Here is a 16,805-nt window from a genome sequence, read left to right as displayed (position 1 = left end):
GCAATTCAACACAAAAGTATGAAACGGCTTCCGGCTAGCCCTGCCGACGTACGAGGGGAAACAAAACCGTCTCGCGAATCGACAAGCCCGTCAGCGCCATCAACAAGCGGTCGACACCCATTCCCGTACCCGCGGTCGGCGGCATCCCGTACTCCAATGCCGAGAGGAAGTCCTCGTCGAGGACCATTGCCTCGTCGTCACCCGCGGCCGCAGCCCTGGCTTGGGCTTCGAATCTCTCCCGTTGCACCACGGGATCGATCAATTCGGTGTAGCCGGTGGCCAATTCGAAGTTCCGGACGTACAGGTCCCATTTCTCTGTGACGCCGGGAATGCTGCGGTGCTCACGCGTCAACGGCGAGGTCTCCACGGGAAAGTTCCGCACGAAGGTGGGCGCCCAGAGGTCGACTCCGACGGCGTCCTCCCAGAGTTCCTCCACCAACTTGCCGTGTCCAAATCCGCGATCGCGGGCTATTTCGACGCCGCGCGCGTCGGCAATCGACCATAGGTGATCGGCCGGGGTATCGGGGGTGATTTCCTCACCGAGTGCCTCGGACAACGACGGGTACATTTCGACGGTCGCCCATTCTCCGTCGAGATCGTAGGTACTGCCATCGGGCAGTGGCACGTTTCGGGTGCCAATCGCCTCGTCGGCCACCTCTTGAATAACCTCACGCGTCACGACGGCGCAATCGTCATACGTTCCGTAGGCTTGATAAGTCTCGAGCATGGCGAATTCCGGCGAATGCGTGGAATCCGCGCCTTCGTTTCGAAAGTTCCGATTCATCTCGAACACCTTCTCGAAACCACCGACCAGGCAACGCTTGAGGAACAACTCCGGCGCGATGCGCAGGAACAGATCGGCGTCGAGGGCATTGGAGTGCGTCACGAATGGGCGCGCCGCGGCGCCACCCGCCAAGGTTTGGAGCATCGGCGTTTCCACTTCGAGAAAACCGCGTCGCTCGTATGCCGACCGCACCGCACGGACGACCGCAATGCGCTGGCGGGCGATGGTGCGGGCCTCCGGTCGCACGATCAGGTCCACGTAACGCTGCCGAACCCGCGATTCCTCGCTGAGTTCCTTGTGCGCAACGGGCAGCGGGCGCAACGCCTTGGAGATGATCTGCCAGGAATCGGCAAGCACGGACAATTCGCCACGTCGCGAACTGATCACCTCGCCGTGCACGAACACGATGTCACCGAGGTCGACGTCGGACTTCCACGCGTCCAGCGACTCCTTGCCCACGCCGTCCAGGCTGATCATCGCCTGCAACTGGGTGCCGTCACCCTCCTGCAGCGTTGCGAAGCACAGTTTCCCGGAGTTCCTGGCGAAGACGACGCGACCCGCGATGCCGACGATCTGACCGCTCTTGGTGTCGACCTCCAGATCGGCGTATCGGGTCCGGAGTTCGGCGAGGGTGTGGGTGCGGGGCACCTCGACCGGGTAGGGGTTGCGGCCGTCGGCGAGCAGTCGTTCCCGCTTCGCCTGCCGGATCCGGAACTGCTCGGGTAGATCGGAGTCGTCGTTCTTCGGGCCGGCCTCGGGGACATCTGCGGAGCTCACGACGTGCCAGCTTAAATGAGGCTTGAATGGGATGATGCCCGCGACCGTCGACGCGACTGCGGTCGCCGCCCTGTCCGACGAGTCGCTCGACTGGCGATACAAGGGCCTGCCGTCGCAGTGGTGGGGACGGACACCGGCCCAGGTGTGCGCCGCCGGCGTCGACCCGTTCGCCGACGGCGCCGTCGGGCCGCTGTGCGTGCTGCGCGAATCCGCCCTCGCCCACAATCTGTCGACGATGGCCGAGTGGTGCCGCGACCGGGGCGTCGAATTGGCCCCGCACGGCAAGACCCACATGGCACCGCAGCTGCTCGTGCGGCAGTTCGACGCGGGCGCCACGGCGGTCACCCTGGCGACGATCAGCCAGGTGCGGACGTTTCGCGCGTTCGGCGTCGACCGCGTCGTGCTGGCCAACGAACTGGTCGACGACGCCGGGTTGCGTTGGTTGGCAAGCGAATTGGACGACGACCCGAACTTTGACCTGGTGTGCTGGGTCGACTCGGTGCGCGGCGTCGAGACGATGTCGGCCACGCTGGCCGACGCCGGGGCCCGACGACCGCTCGACGTGTGCGTCGAGGTGGGCATGCCCGGTGGTCGCACCGGATGCCGCAGCGACGACGAGGTCGACGCCGTCGCCAGGGCCGCGGCCGAGTCCGGCCAGCTGCGCTTGGTCGGGGTCGCGGGTTACGAAGCCGCCACGGGCCACGACGTGACCCACGAGGCACGCGAGCGGGTGCGCGCCTACCTGCGGGAGCTGCGCTCTTCGGTGGTCCGCCTGGCGACGGCGTTCCAGGGCGACGAGGTGCTGGTCACTGCCGGCGGCAGCACGTACTTCGACGTGGTCGCCGACGAACTGACCGGATGGTCGGGCGTCGGCCCGGTCCGCACGGTCCTGCGCAGCGGGTGCTACCTCACCCACGACGACGGCCTCTACGGGCGCACCTCGCCGCTGGCCGACGTCCTCCGGCCCGCGCTGACCGTCTGGGCACAGGTGACGTCGCGGCCCGAACCCGATCTGGCGCTGGTGACGATGGGCCGCCGAGACGTGTCCTTCGACCAAGACCTCCCGGTGCCCTACCGGATGGCCCAGGGTGGCGTGACCAAGCTCAACGACCAGCACGCCTATCTGCGGGTGGGACCCGACGACCGCGACCGCGTCGAGGTGGGGACCTGGCTCGAATTCGGGATCTCGCATCCGTGCACCGTGTTCGACAAGTGGCAGCTGATCCCGGTGCTCGACGACGATGGCCGGGTGGTCGACCTGGTCCGCACGTTCTTCTGACGAGTCCTACGGCCGGGTGGAGATGTCGATCCAGCCAAGGCGCCGACTGATCGTCTCGGCGGCCGCGACGGTGCGCTTGGCGGTGGCGTCGAACTCGTCTTCGCCGAGCCGGTAGGACGGCCCGGACACGCTCAGGGCCGCGACCACCGTGCCCTCGGCGTCGTAGACGGGTGCGGCGACGGCGTTGAGCCCGACCTCCAGCTCCTCCCGTACGCAGGCCCACCCGTTCTCGCGCACCACGTCGAGTTCGGCCTGCAGGGCGCTGCGCGTCGTCACGGTGGTGTCGGTGAAGGACTCGAGCCGAGCCCCCAGGCACGCGCGCAGCTCGGCCTCGTCGAGGGAGGCCAGCAACACCTTGCCGCTCGAGGTGGCGTGCGCCGGGCAGCTTTGACCGACCCAGGTGCGCAGCGCGATGCCTGCGGCACCGATCGCTTCGGCGACGTTGACGATCCGGGCGCCGTCGAGGACGGCGAGGTTGGTGGTCTCACCGGACTCCAACGCCAGCGCGTCGCATGCCGCCTGGCTCTGCTTGACCAGGTCCAGTTGGCCACTGCCGGCGCGCGCCAGTCTGGCGATGGCGAAGCCCAGCCGGTACTTGCCCCGGTCGGCGAGCTGCTCGACGTAGCCGCGGGCCTCCAGCACCGAGACGATCCGCGACACGGTCGACTTGTGTACGCCGAGTTCCGCGGCGATCTCGGTGACCCCGGCCTGGCCGAGGGTCGCCAGGATCTCCATGACCAGCAGGGCGCGATCCACGGACTGGACGGACGCAGACCGTCCGCCGTCTTCGGGGGTCCTGCTGTCCGGTCGTGGCATCGAATCCGACCCTATATGGCCGGGATGCCGAAGTTGCCGACACGTCTGCGCACCGCGGCGATCTCGCGCAGGCCGTCGTTGAGCAGGCTCCGGTTCAGCGGGGACAGCTCGGACATGGTGACGACGTCACCGGGACTGTGTCCGGCGACGAGTTGCTCGACCTGGTGGGTCATCCGCAACCGCTGCAGCATCCCGAAGACCTCGCCGAGGGTCGCCGCGTCCCGGTCACCGAGCGCGCCGCACGCCGCGGCCGCCGTCAGCCGGGCCGGGGTCGACGCCGAGGCGACGTCGCCGACGAGACCGCCCCACCGCGCGAGGTTCACGATCGGGGTCACCGCGTGACTCTTCAGGTCGAAGGTGCCGCCCCGCCGCGACAGCACGTCGCGCAGCGACCGCGTGCGCACCCGCCCGGACAACGCGTCGAGCAACTGCAGCCGCAACGCGTTCGGGTGTTCGGCACGCATCCTGCGGTACGCCGCCGGGACCGTGTGCAGCGCGGGCTCACCCCAGACCACCCGGCCGTCCAGCAGCAGCGAGGACAAGATCAACCCCTTGCCGACGAGCGGGTCGTCCAGCCAGCCCCGGGCGGCGCGTGCCCAGTCACCCTGCGAGCGGGCGAAGTTCGGGCTCGCGGCGACCGCGCCGTTGCTGTCCGACGGCAACCCACACCCGTCGAGGATGTCGTGGGTGCGCCGGGCGATGGCCCTCAGCTGATCGCCGGCCGGCGACAGGTCGTCGCGCCACGACAGTGCACTGTCGACGTCGGAGGACGGCATGGCCTCGCGCCTGGCGATGCTGCCGAGGGTCAGCCACGCGAACCCCGAGGTCGGGGTGCCCGCGTCCGCCGGCGCCTCGGCGAGTGCCAGCTCGAGGGCCCGCCGGACCACGCTGTCGATCACGATGGAGAGGATGCCGCTGGTCGCCGAGGCCTTGGTGCCGCTGCGAAACAGCGCGCTCGCCGTATGGGTGACGCGCTGTGCGGCGGCCTGTAGTTCGGCGGCGTCGGCGGCCAGTCCGATGGAACGCCGGAGCGTGAAGCTCTGCCTCGCCGAGGCGGCCAACAGGTCGGCGTCCTCGAGAACGCCGACGACCTGTCCGCGGGCCGAGGTGACCGGCATGTGCCGAAGCCCGCTCTCGAGCATCGACATCAGCACGGTCTCGGCGGTCAGGTCGGCGGTGACCCGGCGCGCGGGGGCGCTCATCACGCGGGTGATCGGCACCTCCACCGACAGCCCGGCGGCGACGACGCGCGTCCGCAGATCCCGGTCGGTGAAGATGCCGTACTCCCCGTCGGGCAACGCGATCAGCGCGTAGGAGACGTGCCGCTCGGTCATCCTGATGACGGCGTCGCGCACCGAGACGTCGGGCGTGACGAGCAGGACGTCGCCGTGGACCAGTTCGCCGACCGGCCTGCTGTCGGCGACGGGAACCAGGGCGGGGCGGCTGCCGGCGTCGACGCTCCACGCCGACGACGCCAGGAACGCCAATCCCGCCGGGGTCGCGAACTGGGTGCGCACCTGTTCGCCGGGCAGCCGGATCAGCGTGCTCGGCTCCGCGGCCCGCGCCACGAACTCCATGCCGCCACCGGTGAGCAGCGGCGTGTACCCGAAGATGCCGCCGGGTTCGACGACGTCGACCGCCGCACCGTCGGCCGCCTGCAGCGTCACGCGGCCCGTGCACACCATCCACACGTCGCCGGGCACCTGCGCCGAGTAGTCGGCGATCACCGCGCCGGTGGCGAACGTGGCCACCGTCGACCCGGCCGCCAGGTCCGCCAGCTCGTCGGCGGACGCGGACTGGAACGGCGTGTGCTCGCCCAGGAACTGGCTTAGCTCCCCCGGATCAAGTCCGCACACTTCTCGGCCATGGTCATCACGGTGATGTTGGGGTTCACCGCGGGCAGCTTGGGCATGGCCGACGCGTCGACCACCCGCAGCCGGGAGACGCCCTTGACGCACAACTGCGGATCGAGGACGGCCATCGGGTCGGTCACCGCTCCCATCCGGGCGGTGGCCGCCGGGTGGTAGACGGTGTTGTGCGTCTGGTGCACGTAGTCCAGCAGCTCGTCGTCGGTGGTCGCGTCGGGCCCAGGCGCCAGCTCGCGCGCGATCCAGCCCTTCAGCGGGGCCTGCCCGGCGATCGTGCGGGCCAGCCGGAGACCGGCCAGCATGATCCGCTCGTCATAGCCCTCGGGGTCGGTGAAGTAGCGGGGGTCGACTCGGGGCCGGTCGCGGTAGTCCAGGCTGCGCAGCCGGACGGTTCCGCGCGATCGCCCCTGAGTCACGTTGGGCGTCAAGCAGAATCCGTTGTCCGTCGTCGGATAGCCGCGCCGCAACGTGTTCATGTCGAAGGGCACGCTGCCGTAGTGCATCATCAGGTCCGGCTGGGTCATCCCCTCGTCGACGCAGGTGAACAGACCGATCTCCCACCACTGCGTCGAGGTGGTCACCATCGGCTTGGCGGCCTCCCAGAACACCAGTCCCTCGACGTGGTCGTCGAGGTTGGACCCCACCCCCGGTGAGTCGACCCGGACTGCGACGCCGATCTCGCGAAGGTGTTCGGCGGGGCCGATTCCGGAGAGCATCAACAACTTCGGCGTGTCGATCGATCCTGCGGTGACGATCACCTCGCGACGGGCCGAGACGGTGTCGTGGCCGGTGAGATCGGGCCGTTGGTACCGCACGCCGGTCGCGGCGTTGGACTCGTCGAACAGGATTTCGGAGACCCAGCAGCCGGTGCGGACCTCGAGGTTCTTGCGGGAGTCCAGGATTGGGTGCAGGTACGCATGCGAGGTGGACATGCGGGTGCCGTCGGCGCCCACGTTGATCTGGAACCAACCCGCGCCGTTGCGCACCGTCTCGCCACGGTTGAACGCCACCGTCGGCAGCCCGGCCAGCGCCGCCGCCTCCAGCATCGCAACCCCGCACGGATCGTTGGGCGGCACGTCCTGCAGACGGACCGGTCCGTCGTGGCCGTGGTCGCCCGGTGCGTCGTTGGTCTCCACACGCCGAACCAGCGGCAGGACGTCGGCCGATCCCCAACCCGTGGCGCCCATCTCGACCCACTCGTCGAGGCATTCCGCCGGCGGGTGGAACGCAATGCACGAGTTGTGGGACGAGCAGCCGCCGAGCACCTTCGCGCGGGCGTGCCGCATGAAGCTGTTGCCCTTCTCCTGCGGCTCGACCGGGTAGTCCCAGTCGTAGCCGGAGTCGAGCAGGTGCATCCACTTCGCCAGCGGCAGGATGTCGTCGTTTCCGACGTCGGTCGGTCCGGCCTCGACGAGACAGACCGTCACGTCGGGGTCCTCCGACAGGCGGGCGGCCAGCACACAACCGGCCGTCCCCCCGCCGGCGATGACGTAGTCGAACTGATCGTCAGACATCGACACCGGGGACTTTCGCAACTGCCGCATGCGACTCCAGCGTGCCGATGTGGTGGCGGCCCTTGACGGCGTACCAGATCAGACCTGCGCCGAGGATGACGCCGATGTAGACGAAGGCGCCCCAGGTGTTGTACCAGGGGTCGCCGTACACGGCCACCCGCGGCCAGGCCAGGTTCACGGCCATGCCGACACCCCAGACCACCGCGACGACGTTCACCGGCATGCCCCACTTGCCCATCGTGAAGTAGCCGCCCTCCTTGAGATCCCTTGGCGGCCACTGCCCCTGGAAGCGCTTCTTGAGCATCGGGCCGGTGACCATCAGGTAGGCCAGGTAGATCATGATGATGGCAATCGACGTCAGCACGGTGAAGATCTTCGGCTGCCCGATGTTGATCACGAGGATGACGATCGCGATCAGGCCGATGACGACGGCCGGGATGATCGGCGTCTGGGTCTTCGGGTTGACGCGAGCGAGCTTGTCGCCGAAGGGAAGTGCGTTGTCCCGCGCCATCGCGAACGTCAACCGGATCGCCGCGGTGTGCACGGCCAGGGTGCAGACGGTGACGGCGACGACGATGCAGATCAGGAACACCTTGCCCAGCGGTCCCCACATCACCTGCTCGACGATGTACTGCAGTCCGCCGGTGCTCTCCCCGATCTTCGGATCACTCAGGTCGGGTGCCGACATCACCGCGAAGACGAGGATGGCGCCACCGATGACGAACGACGCCAGGATGGCGCGCAGGATGGCCTTGGGCGCGGTGCGGCGTGGTTCGACGGTCTCCTCGCCCAGCGAGCTGGCGGTGTCGAAGCCGTACATGACGTAGCCCGACGCGAGTGACGCGATCAGGAACGCGCCAAGCCAGCCGCCACTCTCACCTGCGCCGTAACCGTTGGTGGAGAAGAAGACCGAAGGTCCGCGGGTGGTGCTGGCCGCCAGGATGACCGCGATCAGGACGGCGGCGATGAGCTCGATGAACACGCCGGCACTGTTGATCATCGCCATCAGCTTCACGCCCAGCGCGTTGACGACCGTGGTGAACACGATCAGGATGCTGCCGAGAACCACGGCGTTGGCGGCGAAGTCGTACTCCCCGGTGCCGTCGCCGATGATCTGGAACCCGCTCCAGATGCGGGGCAGGTTCAGCTGATAGGCCAGCACCACTGCCGAGATGGTCACGATCGACGCAGTCAGCATCAGCCAGCCCGACGACCACCCGACGATCCGGCTGCCGAGTTTCTTGGACCAGTTGTAGACCGAGCCGGCCACGGGGTACTTGGCGGCCAGCTCCATGAAGCAGAGCGCCACCGCCATCTGGCCGACGAACACGATCGGCCACGACCACAGGTAGGCCGGGCCTGCCGTGCCGAAGCCGAAGTAGAAGAGCTGGAAGGTGCCGGTGAGGATCGAGATGTAGCTGACCCCGGCGGCGAAGCTGGCGAACTTGCCGATGCTTCGGTCGAGGGATTCCTTGTAACCGAAGTCGTCCAAGCCGCCACTGTCGGCGCTTAGTGCATTCGGGTCGACTGCCATGAGACGTCCTCTCGAAAGGTTCGGCTATTCACCTTTGAACCAGCCTGCGGGCTTCGGCGCGACGTTGTGCCAGATGTGTTTGAGCTCTTGATATTCCACGAGCCCGGTGGGGCCCAGCTCGCGACCGTTGCCAGACTTCCCGAATCCGCCCCACTCCGCTGCCGCGGTGTAGTAGCCGAAGTCGTTCAGCCACACCGTGCCGTGCCTCAACGCGCGCACCACACGTTCGCCCCGCGCCGGGTCGGACGTACGAACGCCCGCCGCGAGACCGTATTCCGTGTCGTTCCCGAGGCGAATCGCCTCGGCCTCTTCGGTGAACCGCTCCACGGTCAAAATCGGCCCGAAGGTCTCCTCCTGAACGATGGCCATTGATCGGTCACACTGGTCGAAGATCGTCGGCAGGTAGAAGCTGCCCGCCGCGAGCGCCGGATCGGTGGGTCGCGAGCCGCCGGTGACCAGCTTGGCCCCCTCCGAGATCGCCGACGCCACATGGGCTTCCACCTTGGCCCGATGTTGTTCCGACACCAGGGGGCCGGTCTCGCTGGCCGGATCCATGCCGTCGCCCATTCGGATCTTCTCGGCGCGGGCGACGAGGGCGGTGACGAAGTCGTCGGCGATGGACTCCTCGACGATCAGTCGGGTGCCTGCCGAGCAGACCTGTCCGGAGTGCAGGAACACCCCCGTCAGCACCTGGTCGACCGCGGCGTCCCAGGCATCCCCGGTTCCGATGTCGGCGAACACGATGTGCGGGTTCTTGCCACCGAGTTCGACGGCCACCTTGGTGACGTGCTCGGCGGCGACCTTGGCGATGGTGCGCCCGGTGGCGAGGCCGCCGGTGAACGAGATGAAGTCGACGTCCCCGTTGTCGGTGAGGGCGGCGCCGAGTGCCGCACCGCTGCCCTGGACGAGGTTTACCACGCCGGCGGGCACGCCTGCCTCCTCCAGCAGGTGCACGAAGGCGATGGTCGACAGGGGCGTGACCTCGCTGGGCTTGGCGACCATCGTGCAACCGGCGCCCAGCGCGGGGGCGATCTTCCACGACATCTGCAACAGCGGATAGTTCCACGGCGCGATCAGGACGCACACCCCGATGGGCTCGCGTACCACCCGGCTGATGACGTCCGGGTCGCCGACGTCGATCACCCTGTCGGCCTGCACGCCGACCAACTTCGCGTAGTACCGGAACACCGACGTCACGTCGTCGACGTCGATCCTGCTCTCCGCCAGGGTCTTCCCGGTGTCGCGGGTCTCTAGCAGCGCCAGGTCCTCCCGGTCGCGCTGCAGCAGGTCGGCGATCCGGTCGAGAAGCGCGGCCCGTTCGGCCACCGGCGTGGCGGGCCAGGCCCCGTCGTCGAACGCCTCCCGCGCCGCCCGAACGGCGTCCCTGGCGTCGGCGTCGGTTGCCTCGTCGACGACGGCGGCGACGCTGCCGTCGGCCGGGTTGACGATCTCGCGGGTCCCGGCGTCGGAGGCGTGGCGCCACTGCCCTCCGACGTAGAGGTCGGGCTCACCGTTCACATGTCACCTCGTGTCGCTGGCGTGGGCGTGCTCGCCGATTCGGGACACTACCCACTCGTGGAACTCCGCGATGTGGTGTTCGGAAGGAACGAGCACGCCACCGTTGCGATAGGCACGCGACGACATGGCGGGCTGAGTTCGCTCGCAGGCCTCGAAGTCCTGCTCGTTGACCCGATGGAACAACTCGACCGACCGGGAGACGTCACGCCCCTGCTCGACCACGTCGGCGGTGTACAGCCAGTCGCACTCGACGATGGTGCGGTCCGGGGCGAGCGGGTACATCCGGTGGAAGATGATGTGGTCGGGCACCAGGTTCACGAACACCGTCGGCTTGATGGTGATCGCGTAGTAGCGCCGATCCTGGTCCTCGGTGACGCCGGGAAGGGTCTCGAACCCGGCGCTGCCGTCGATGGTGAAACCAGAGATGTCGGAACCGAATTCGGCGCCGTGGCCCACGTAGTACTGCGCCGCGAGGCCCTGGGCGAACTCCGGGAGCACCTCGGTGAGCTCCGGGTGGATCGTGGCGCAGTGGTAGCACTCCATGAAGTTCTCGACGATGAGCTTCCAGTTGGCCGCCACGTCGTAGACCACCCGGCGGCCGACGCTGAGGCTTTCCACGCCGTAGTGGTCGACGGCGGTCGGGTTGCCGAGGCGGCGGGTGACCTCGCCGATCACGTCGTCGTCGAACGACGGCGGTTCGTCGGCCAGGCAGACCCAGGCGTAGCCGAGCCACTCCTTGAGCGCCACCGGGACCAGACCGTACTTGTAGCGGTCGATGCCCTCCCCGGTCGGTTCCTTGAGGGACGCCAGGTTGGGCGCGGCGATCAGCTTTCCGTCGAGCGCGTAGGTCCATGCGTGGTACGGGCACTGCAGGCTTCGCTTGACCTGGCCCTCGGACTCGGTGCACAGCGCGGCGCCGCGGTGGCGGCAGACGTTCAGGAACGCCCGCAGTGCGCCGTCCCGGCCGCGGACCACCAGCACGCTCTCGCGGCCGATCCGAACGTTCTTGAACTGGCCCGGGTTGGCCAAGTCGTTCGAGCGGGCGGCGCAGAACCACGTCTTCTCGAAGATCTCGTCCTGCTCGGCTGCGAAGATCGTTGGGCTGGTGTAGAACTCGCCGGCGAGCGTGGCCAGCAGTGCCGGCGAGTCTTCGGTCGTGGTCATCGCTTCCCTCTGCTCATCGCCTGATCCGGGTCATCTCGGGGTCCACCACCGGTTCGGCGTGCACCGTCGCGCCGTAGCGGCTGCCGCGGTAGTCGACGGCGACCACGTCACCGGGCGCGGTCGACGCGGGCAGCCACGCATAGGCGATGCAGCGTCCGATCGTGGCCGAGTAGGCAGCACTGGTCACGTAGCCGGCGCAGTCCGGGGAGCCGTCCAGGTACACCGGCTCCTTGCCGAGCACCACGGCCGTCGGATCGTGGAAGACGATGCTGCGCAACGCCTTCTCCGGTGTCGACGCCGCCATCAGGGCGGCCTTGCCGACGAAGTCGTCCTTGCTCATCCGCACCGCGAAGTCGAGCCCGGCGGCGGCGGGATGGTGCTCGGCCGTCACGTCAGCGCCCCACGACCGGTAGGCCTTCTCGATGCGGAGGCTGTTGAAGGCGATCCGGCCTGCGGCGATGACGCCGTGGTCCTGCCCGGCCGTCCACAACAGGTCCCACAGCGCGGCGCCGTAGGCGGCGTCGGCGTAGATCTCCCAGCCGAGTTCGCCGACGTAGGACACCCGCATCATGGTCACCGGGATGGCCCCGAGGTGCGTCGCCTTGGCACGGAAGTACTTGAAGCCCTCGTGCGACAGGTCGTCGTGGCACAGGGGTTGCACCAGGTCGCGGGCCGCGGGTCCCCACAGACCGACGCAGCACGTGCCGCCGGTGACGTCGCGGACCGTCACGGTGCCGTCGTCCGGCAGGTGGCGGGTGAGCCAGTCGAAGTCCATCGGCCCGTTGGCGCCCACCTGGAAGCGGTCGGCGGCCAGCCGGGCGACGGTGAGATCGCTTCGGACGCCGCCGGTCTCGTCGAGCATCAGCGTGTAGGTCACCGACCCGACGCTCTTGTCGACGTCGTTGGTGGTGAGCCGCTGGAGCAGCTCGACCGCACCTGGGCCCGCGACCTCGTAGCGGGTGAGCGGGGTCATGTCGTACATGGCGACGTGCTGACGGGTCCAGTGCGCCTCGGCAATCGAGATCGGGGACCAGAACTTCGCCGACCATTCGTCGCGCTCGGGGAAGGCCAGACCCTCGTCGCGGAGGCGGCGGGCCAGTTCGGCGTTGGCCTCGTACCAGGCGGGCCGTTCCCAGCCGCCGCCCTCGAAGAAGAACGCGTCGAGGTCCTGTTGGCGGGCGTAGAACGGGCTGGTCCGCAGTCCGCGGAGCGCCTCGCGGTACTGATGCGGATGGATGATGTCGTAGACCTCGACGAAGGCCTGCGAACTGGTCGTCAGGATGAAGTCGTCGGTCTTGGCGACGTCCTCGAAGCGGTAGAGGTCGCATTCGTGGACGTCGGTGGACGGGGTTCCGTCCACGATCCATTCCGCGGTGGCCTTGGCGACGCCCGCCGAGTGCGTCACCCAGACCGCCTCGGCAACCCAGAAGCCGCTGAGCTCGCGGTGCTCCCCCATGATGGACATGCCGTCGGGGGTGAACGAGAAGATCCCGTTGAAACCCTGCTCGATCTTCGAATCGTTGAGCACGGGAAGCAGTTTGGTGGACTCGCGCCAGGCAGGGACGAAGTCTTCCTCGGTGAAGGGCAGCATGGAGGGCATCTGCTCACCGGCGGTGTCGGCGGCCAGGGTGGAGACGTCGACCGGCATCGGGTCGTGCCCGTAGTAGCCGATGCCGATGCGGTCGACGTGCTCGCGGAAGTACAGGTCCTGATCCTGGTGGCGCAGGATGGGCAGCGTCGCCTCGGTCAGTTCCGTGTTGCGTCCGACGAGCGGCTCGATCCGGCCGGTCGTCGCGTACTGGTGCGCCATCGGCACCAGCGGTACGACGAGGCCGACCTGCTTGGCCAGCCGCGCACCCCAGAACCCGGCACAGCACACCACCACGTCGGCGGGGATGACGCCGTCGGCGGTCCGTACGCCCGTCACCTTCCGGCCGTCGTCGACGATGCCGAGCACCTCGGTGCGCGGGCGGAACGTCGCACCGCGGGCGGTGGCCGACTGCGCCTGGGCCTCCACGGCCCGGATCGCCTTGACCAAACCGTCGGTGGGAGTGTGGAACCCGCCGAGGATGCGGTCGGCGTCGAGCAGCGGATGCATCTCTGCGCACTGCCCTGGGGTCAGCAGTTCGCCTGGAACCCCCCAGGATTGGGCCCAGCCGGCCTTGCGGTGCAGATCGGCCCAGCGCTGCGGGGTCGACGCCACCTCGAGGCCACCGGTCGGATTGAAGGCCCACCCACCCGCGTGCTCGAGGGCGCCGAACTTGGCCACCGTGTACTGCGCGAACTCCGTCATCGTCTTCGACGGATTGGTCTGGAACACCAGGCCGGGGGCATGCGAGGTCGACCCGCCGGTGGAGAAGAGCGGGCCGCGGTCGACCACGGTGACGTCGGTCCAGCCTCGCGCGGTGAGTTCGTCGGCCAGTGAGCTTCCGACTATTCCCGCACCGATGACGACGACCTTGGGGGCTGCCAAGTGATCCTCCGACTGTTGCATGGTGCGCAACGACACTGCGATGCGCAACACATGATTCTCCGACGGAGGTCACACGTCAACAGGAGGAAACGCCTAGCGAGCGTGTCGGAGCTTGCCGCGAGTGTCGTTCTGGTTGCGCTCGAACACCAGGCGCAGGCCCTCGAGGGTGAGGTGCTGGTCGTAGTGGGCGACGGTGTGCAGGTCCGGCAGCAGCAGCGGCGCGGTGTGCCCGGTGGCCACGACCGCGACGTCGTCGCCGGCGAAGCCCTCGACGTCGTGGCGGACGCGGCTGACCAGACCGTCGACCAGGCCCGCGAAGCCGAACACCGCCCCGGCCTGCATGCACTCCACCGTGTTCTTGCCGACCACCGACCGCGGGCGGGTCAGTTCCACGCGCCGCAACGCGGCCGACCGTGCCGCCGCCGCGTCCGAGGACACCTGGATGCCCGGCGCGATGGCCCCGCCCAGGAACTCACCCTTGGCCGACACCACGTCCACGCAGATCGACGAACCGAAGTCGACGACGATCGCCGGGCTGGCGTACTTCTGGTATGCGGCAAGGCAATTGACGATCCGGTCGGCGCCGACTTCCTTGGGGTTGTCGACGAGCAGCGGGATGCCCGTCCGGACCCCCGGCTCGATCAGGACGTGCGGCACCGAGGACCAGTACTGGTCGAGCATCAGACGGATCTCGTGCAGCACCGACGGTACGGTCGACAGCCCGGTGGCGCCCGTCAGCCGCTCGGCGTCGTCACCGATCAGACCGTCGATCGTCAGGGCCAGCTCGTCGGCCGTCACCTCGGCCTCGGTGCGAATGCGCCAGTGTTGGACGACCTTTGCGTGGTCGCCCGAGCCGGAGATCAGTCCGACGACGGTGTGGGTGTTGCGGACGTCGATCGCGAGCAGCACGGCGCTAGTTCCTCCACGGCAGTTCGCGGCTCTGACCCGACTCGACCCGGGAATGGCCGTCGATTCCCCCCGCCGCGCCGACGTCGACCGCGATGTTGTCCAGCAACCTGGTGTGCCCCAGCCGAACCGCCACCACCATGCGTGCCGGGCCCTCCGCGGGTGCCGGACCCAGCCACGGATCCCTGATCTCGAGGTAGTCGACCTCGAGCGCTGGCACCTCGTCGAGCACGGCGCGAGCGGCGTCGAGGGCCTCCGTCGCCCCGTGGGAGGCGGCGTACATGCCCGCGAGCAGTGCCGCCGACAGGGCTCCCGCCTGCTCGCGCTCCACCTCGTCGAGATAGCGGTTGCGCGAGGACATCGCCAGCCCGTCGGCCTCCCGCACGATCGGCACCCCGACGATCTGGACGTCGAGGTCGAGGTCGTCGGACATCTGCCGGATCAGCACCAGCTGCTGATAGTCCTTCTCGCCGAAGAACGCCCGGTCGGGCCGCACGATCTGCAACAGCTTCAGCACGACGGTGAGCATCCCGGCGAAGTGCGTTGGGCGAGAAGCACCTTCGAGCTCCGCGCCGAGCGGGCCGGGATGGACCGTGGTCCGCTGACCGTGGGGATACATGTCGGCGGCGGTCGGGGTGAACACGATCTCGACGCCCTCGCCCCGTAGCAGCGCCAGGTCGTCGTCGAGGGTTCGGGGATATGCGTCGAGGTCCTCGCCAGCGCCGAACTGCAACGGGTTGACGAAGATCGACACGACGACGACCGCTCCTGGGACCCGCCTGGCCGTGCGCACCAGGGCCAGGTGCCCCTCGTGCAGTGCCCCCATCGTGGGCACCAGGACGACGCGTCGCCCGGTGGTGCGCAGCGCGCGGGTGACACCGGCGACGTCGCGCACCTTGGCGTAGACGTTCAGCTCACCCGGGGTGAACTTCGGCGGTTTGCGGACGCTCACGGGCGACCCCCTTCGTTGGGCTGGCCGGCCAGCGCGGCGAACACGTCGGCCGGGGCGTGCGCCCGCTGCGCCGTGCGTAGCGAATTGGCCCGATACGCCTGTGCGAGTTCGGGATTCACGGCCTCGAGGGCCTCGAGATGAGCGGTGACGGCGGCGGCGTCACCGCGGGCCACCGGTCCGGTGAGCGCGGCCTGACCCCGGTGCAACGCGTTCTCCAGCGACGCGCGCGCCAGCGGGGCGAGCACCCGTTCGGCGATGCCGCCCGGGGCGTCGCCGACGGCTTCCTGACCCAGCAGTTCCTGCCCCCTCAGTGCGGCCCGCAACGCCTCCACCGCGTCGAGTACCACGGTGACGACGTGGTTGCCGCCGTGGGCGAGGGCCGCGTGGTACAGCGGCCGGGCCTCCTCCGGGACGCCGAACGGCTCGCCGCCGATCTCCAGTACCAGCGACTGGGCCACCGCGTGCCCGACCTCGTCGGCCGCGGTGACGCCGAAACACGCACCGGAGAGCCGGACGATGTCCTCGTCGGACCCGGTGAACGTCATCGCCGGGTGAATCGCCAGCGGGATGCACCCGAGCTCGGTCAGCGGGGCCAGCACTGCGATGCCGTTGGCGCCGGAGGTGTGCACGACGATGGTGCCCGGCCGGACCGATCCGGTGGCGGCCAGTCCGGCGACCACCCCGGCGAGCTCGACGTCCGGGATCGCCAGGATCAGCAGCTCGGCCTGGGCGGCGACGTCCTGGACGGGCAGCACCTGGGTGTCGGGGAGCCGGCGCTCGGCCCGCAGCCGCGACGCGCGCGATATCGCACTGCAGGCGACGACGACGTGTTCGGCCCGTTCCAGGGCGACGCCCAATGCGGTCCCCACCCGGCCGGCGGAGATGACGCCCACCGTGAGCCGGGCCGGACGCAGTCCGTCGGGCTGCACCATCGCAGACGACCTCGCAGGGCTAGTGGTTTCAGGCGTTCCAGTCCCGGCGGGGCCAGGTACCGGACGGTCGAATCATGAGCTCAGCGTCGAGACTAACTCACTCCTCGCGGCGCCGACGACGGCCGCCTCCGGTGGCACCGGCCTGCAATCGAGCCATCAGCTCGGAGACCGGCTGACCCCCGATGTGCTGGCCGGCGGGTTCCTCGTCCTCGTCGCCACCGCGGTGGCGCGCAGGCGGCGCGTCCGGCGCTTCGGCCGGGGTCGCCAGCGTCGGCGGCGTCCGGCGGG

The 16,805-nt window shown here is 68.9% G+C and carries 12 protein-coding genes and 1 pseudogene; 1 reads left to right on the top strand and 12 read right to left on the bottom strand.

Features of this window, described 5'->3' with window-relative positions:
* Window positions 1–34 precede the first annotated feature (34 nt).
* Window positions 35–1,561 (bottom strand): lysine--tRNA ligase, encoded by a 1,527-nt coding sequence (gene lysS, locus H7J06_RS22515; RefSeq protein WP_264041413.1) that lies wholly within the window; start codon window positions 1,559–1,561, stop codon window positions 35–37.
* A gap of 34 nt (window positions 1,562–1,595) precedes the next feature.
* Between lysS and H7J06_RS22510 the strand changes: the two genes are divergently transcribed.
* Window positions 1,596–2,840, top strand: coding sequence for an amino acid deaminase (locus H7J06_RS22510; protein ID WP_264041411.1), 1,245 nt, complete (start codon window positions 1,596–1,598; stop codon window positions 2,838–2,840).
* A gap of 6 nt (window positions 2,841–2,846) precedes the next feature.
* Here H7J06_RS22510 and H7J06_RS22505 read toward each other — a convergent pair whose 3' ends face one another.
* The 11 genes and pseudogenes from H7J06_RS22505 to H7J06_RS22455 form a co-directional block, all read right to left on the bottom strand.
* Window positions 2,847–3,656: an IclR family transcriptional regulator gene (locus H7J06_RS22505; RefSeq protein WP_264041410.1), complete on the bottom strand. Its 810-nt coding sequence runs from the start codon at window positions 3,654–3,656 to the stop codon at window positions 2,847–2,849.
* Between the two features lie 11 nt (window positions 3,657–3,667).
* The gene (locus H7J06_RS22500) at window positions 3,668–5,512 is read right to left on the bottom strand and encodes a putative nucleotidyltransferase substrate binding domain-containing protein (RefSeq protein WP_264041409.1); all 1,845 of its coding nucleotides are present in this window, start codon (window positions 5,510–5,512) and stop codon (window positions 3,668–3,670) included.
* Complete coding sequence (locus H7J06_RS22495; protein ID WP_264041408.1) at window positions 5,485–7,038, bottom strand: GMC family oxidoreductase; 1,554 nt, start codon at window positions 7,036–7,038, stop codon at window positions 5,485–5,487. The genes H7J06_RS22500 and H7J06_RS22495 overlap by 28 nt, the downstream gene beginning before the upstream one ends.
* Window positions 7,031–8,572: an APC family permease gene (locus tag H7J06_RS22490; protein ID WP_264041407.1), complete on the bottom strand. Its 1,542-nt coding sequence runs from the start codon at window positions 8,570–8,572 to the stop codon at window positions 7,031–7,033. The genes H7J06_RS22495 and H7J06_RS22490 overlap by 8 nt, the downstream gene beginning before the upstream one ends.
* Window positions 8,573–8,596: 24 nt before the next feature.
* A complete protein-coding gene (locus tag H7J06_RS22485) occupies window positions 8,597–10,090 on the bottom strand; it encodes an aldehyde dehydrogenase family protein (protein ID WP_264041405.1) in 1,494 nt (497 codons plus the stop codon).
* A 3-nt stretch (window positions 10,091–10,093) separates the two neighbouring features.
* Complete coding sequence (locus tag H7J06_RS22480) at window positions 10,094–11,254, bottom strand: aromatic ring-hydroxylating oxygenase subunit alpha (protein ID WP_264041404.1); 1,161 nt, start codon at window positions 11,252–11,254, stop codon at window positions 10,094–10,096.
* A 13-nt stretch (window positions 11,255–11,267) separates the two neighbouring features.
* Window positions 11,268–13,748: a GcvT family protein gene (locus tag H7J06_RS22475; protein ID WP_264041741.1), complete on the bottom strand. Its 2,481-nt coding sequence runs from the start codon at window positions 13,746–13,748 to the stop codon at window positions 11,268–11,270.
* 72 nt (window positions 13,749–13,820) lie between these two features.
* Window positions 13,821–14,636: a type III pantothenate kinase gene (locus tag H7J06_RS22470; RefSeq protein ID WP_264041403.1), complete on the bottom strand. Its 816-nt coding sequence runs from the start codon at window positions 14,634–14,636 to the stop codon at window positions 13,821–13,823.
* 4 nt (window positions 14,637–14,640) lie between these two features.
* Window positions 14,641–15,585, bottom strand: coding sequence for a pantoate--beta-alanine ligase (gene panC, locus H7J06_RS22465; RefSeq protein ID WP_264041402.1), 945 nt, complete (start codon window positions 15,583–15,585; stop codon window positions 14,641–14,643).
* Window positions 15,582–16,517, bottom strand: a complete 936-nt coding sequence (locus H7J06_RS22460) for a Rossmann-like and DUF2520 domain-containing protein (RefSeq protein WP_264041401.1) — start codon at window positions 16,515–16,517, stop codon at window positions 15,582–15,584. Before H7J06_RS22460 ends, panC begins: the two co-directional genes overlap by 4 nt.
* Window positions 16,518–16,614: 97 nt before the next feature.
* Window positions 16,615–16,805, bottom strand: a pseudogene (locus tag H7J06_RS22455) (DUF6779 domain-containing protein); the annotation flags it as partial.

The sequence above is a fragment of the Mycolicibacterium hodleri genome (assembly GCF_025822245.1).
Taxonomy (GTDB): Bacteria; Actinomycetota; Actinomycetes; order Mycobacteriales; family Mycobacteriaceae; genus Mycobacterium; species Mycobacterium hodleri.
The sequence above is the reverse complement of the archived record's forward strand: the minus strand, read 5'-3'. Positions and strand labels throughout refer to the sequence as shown.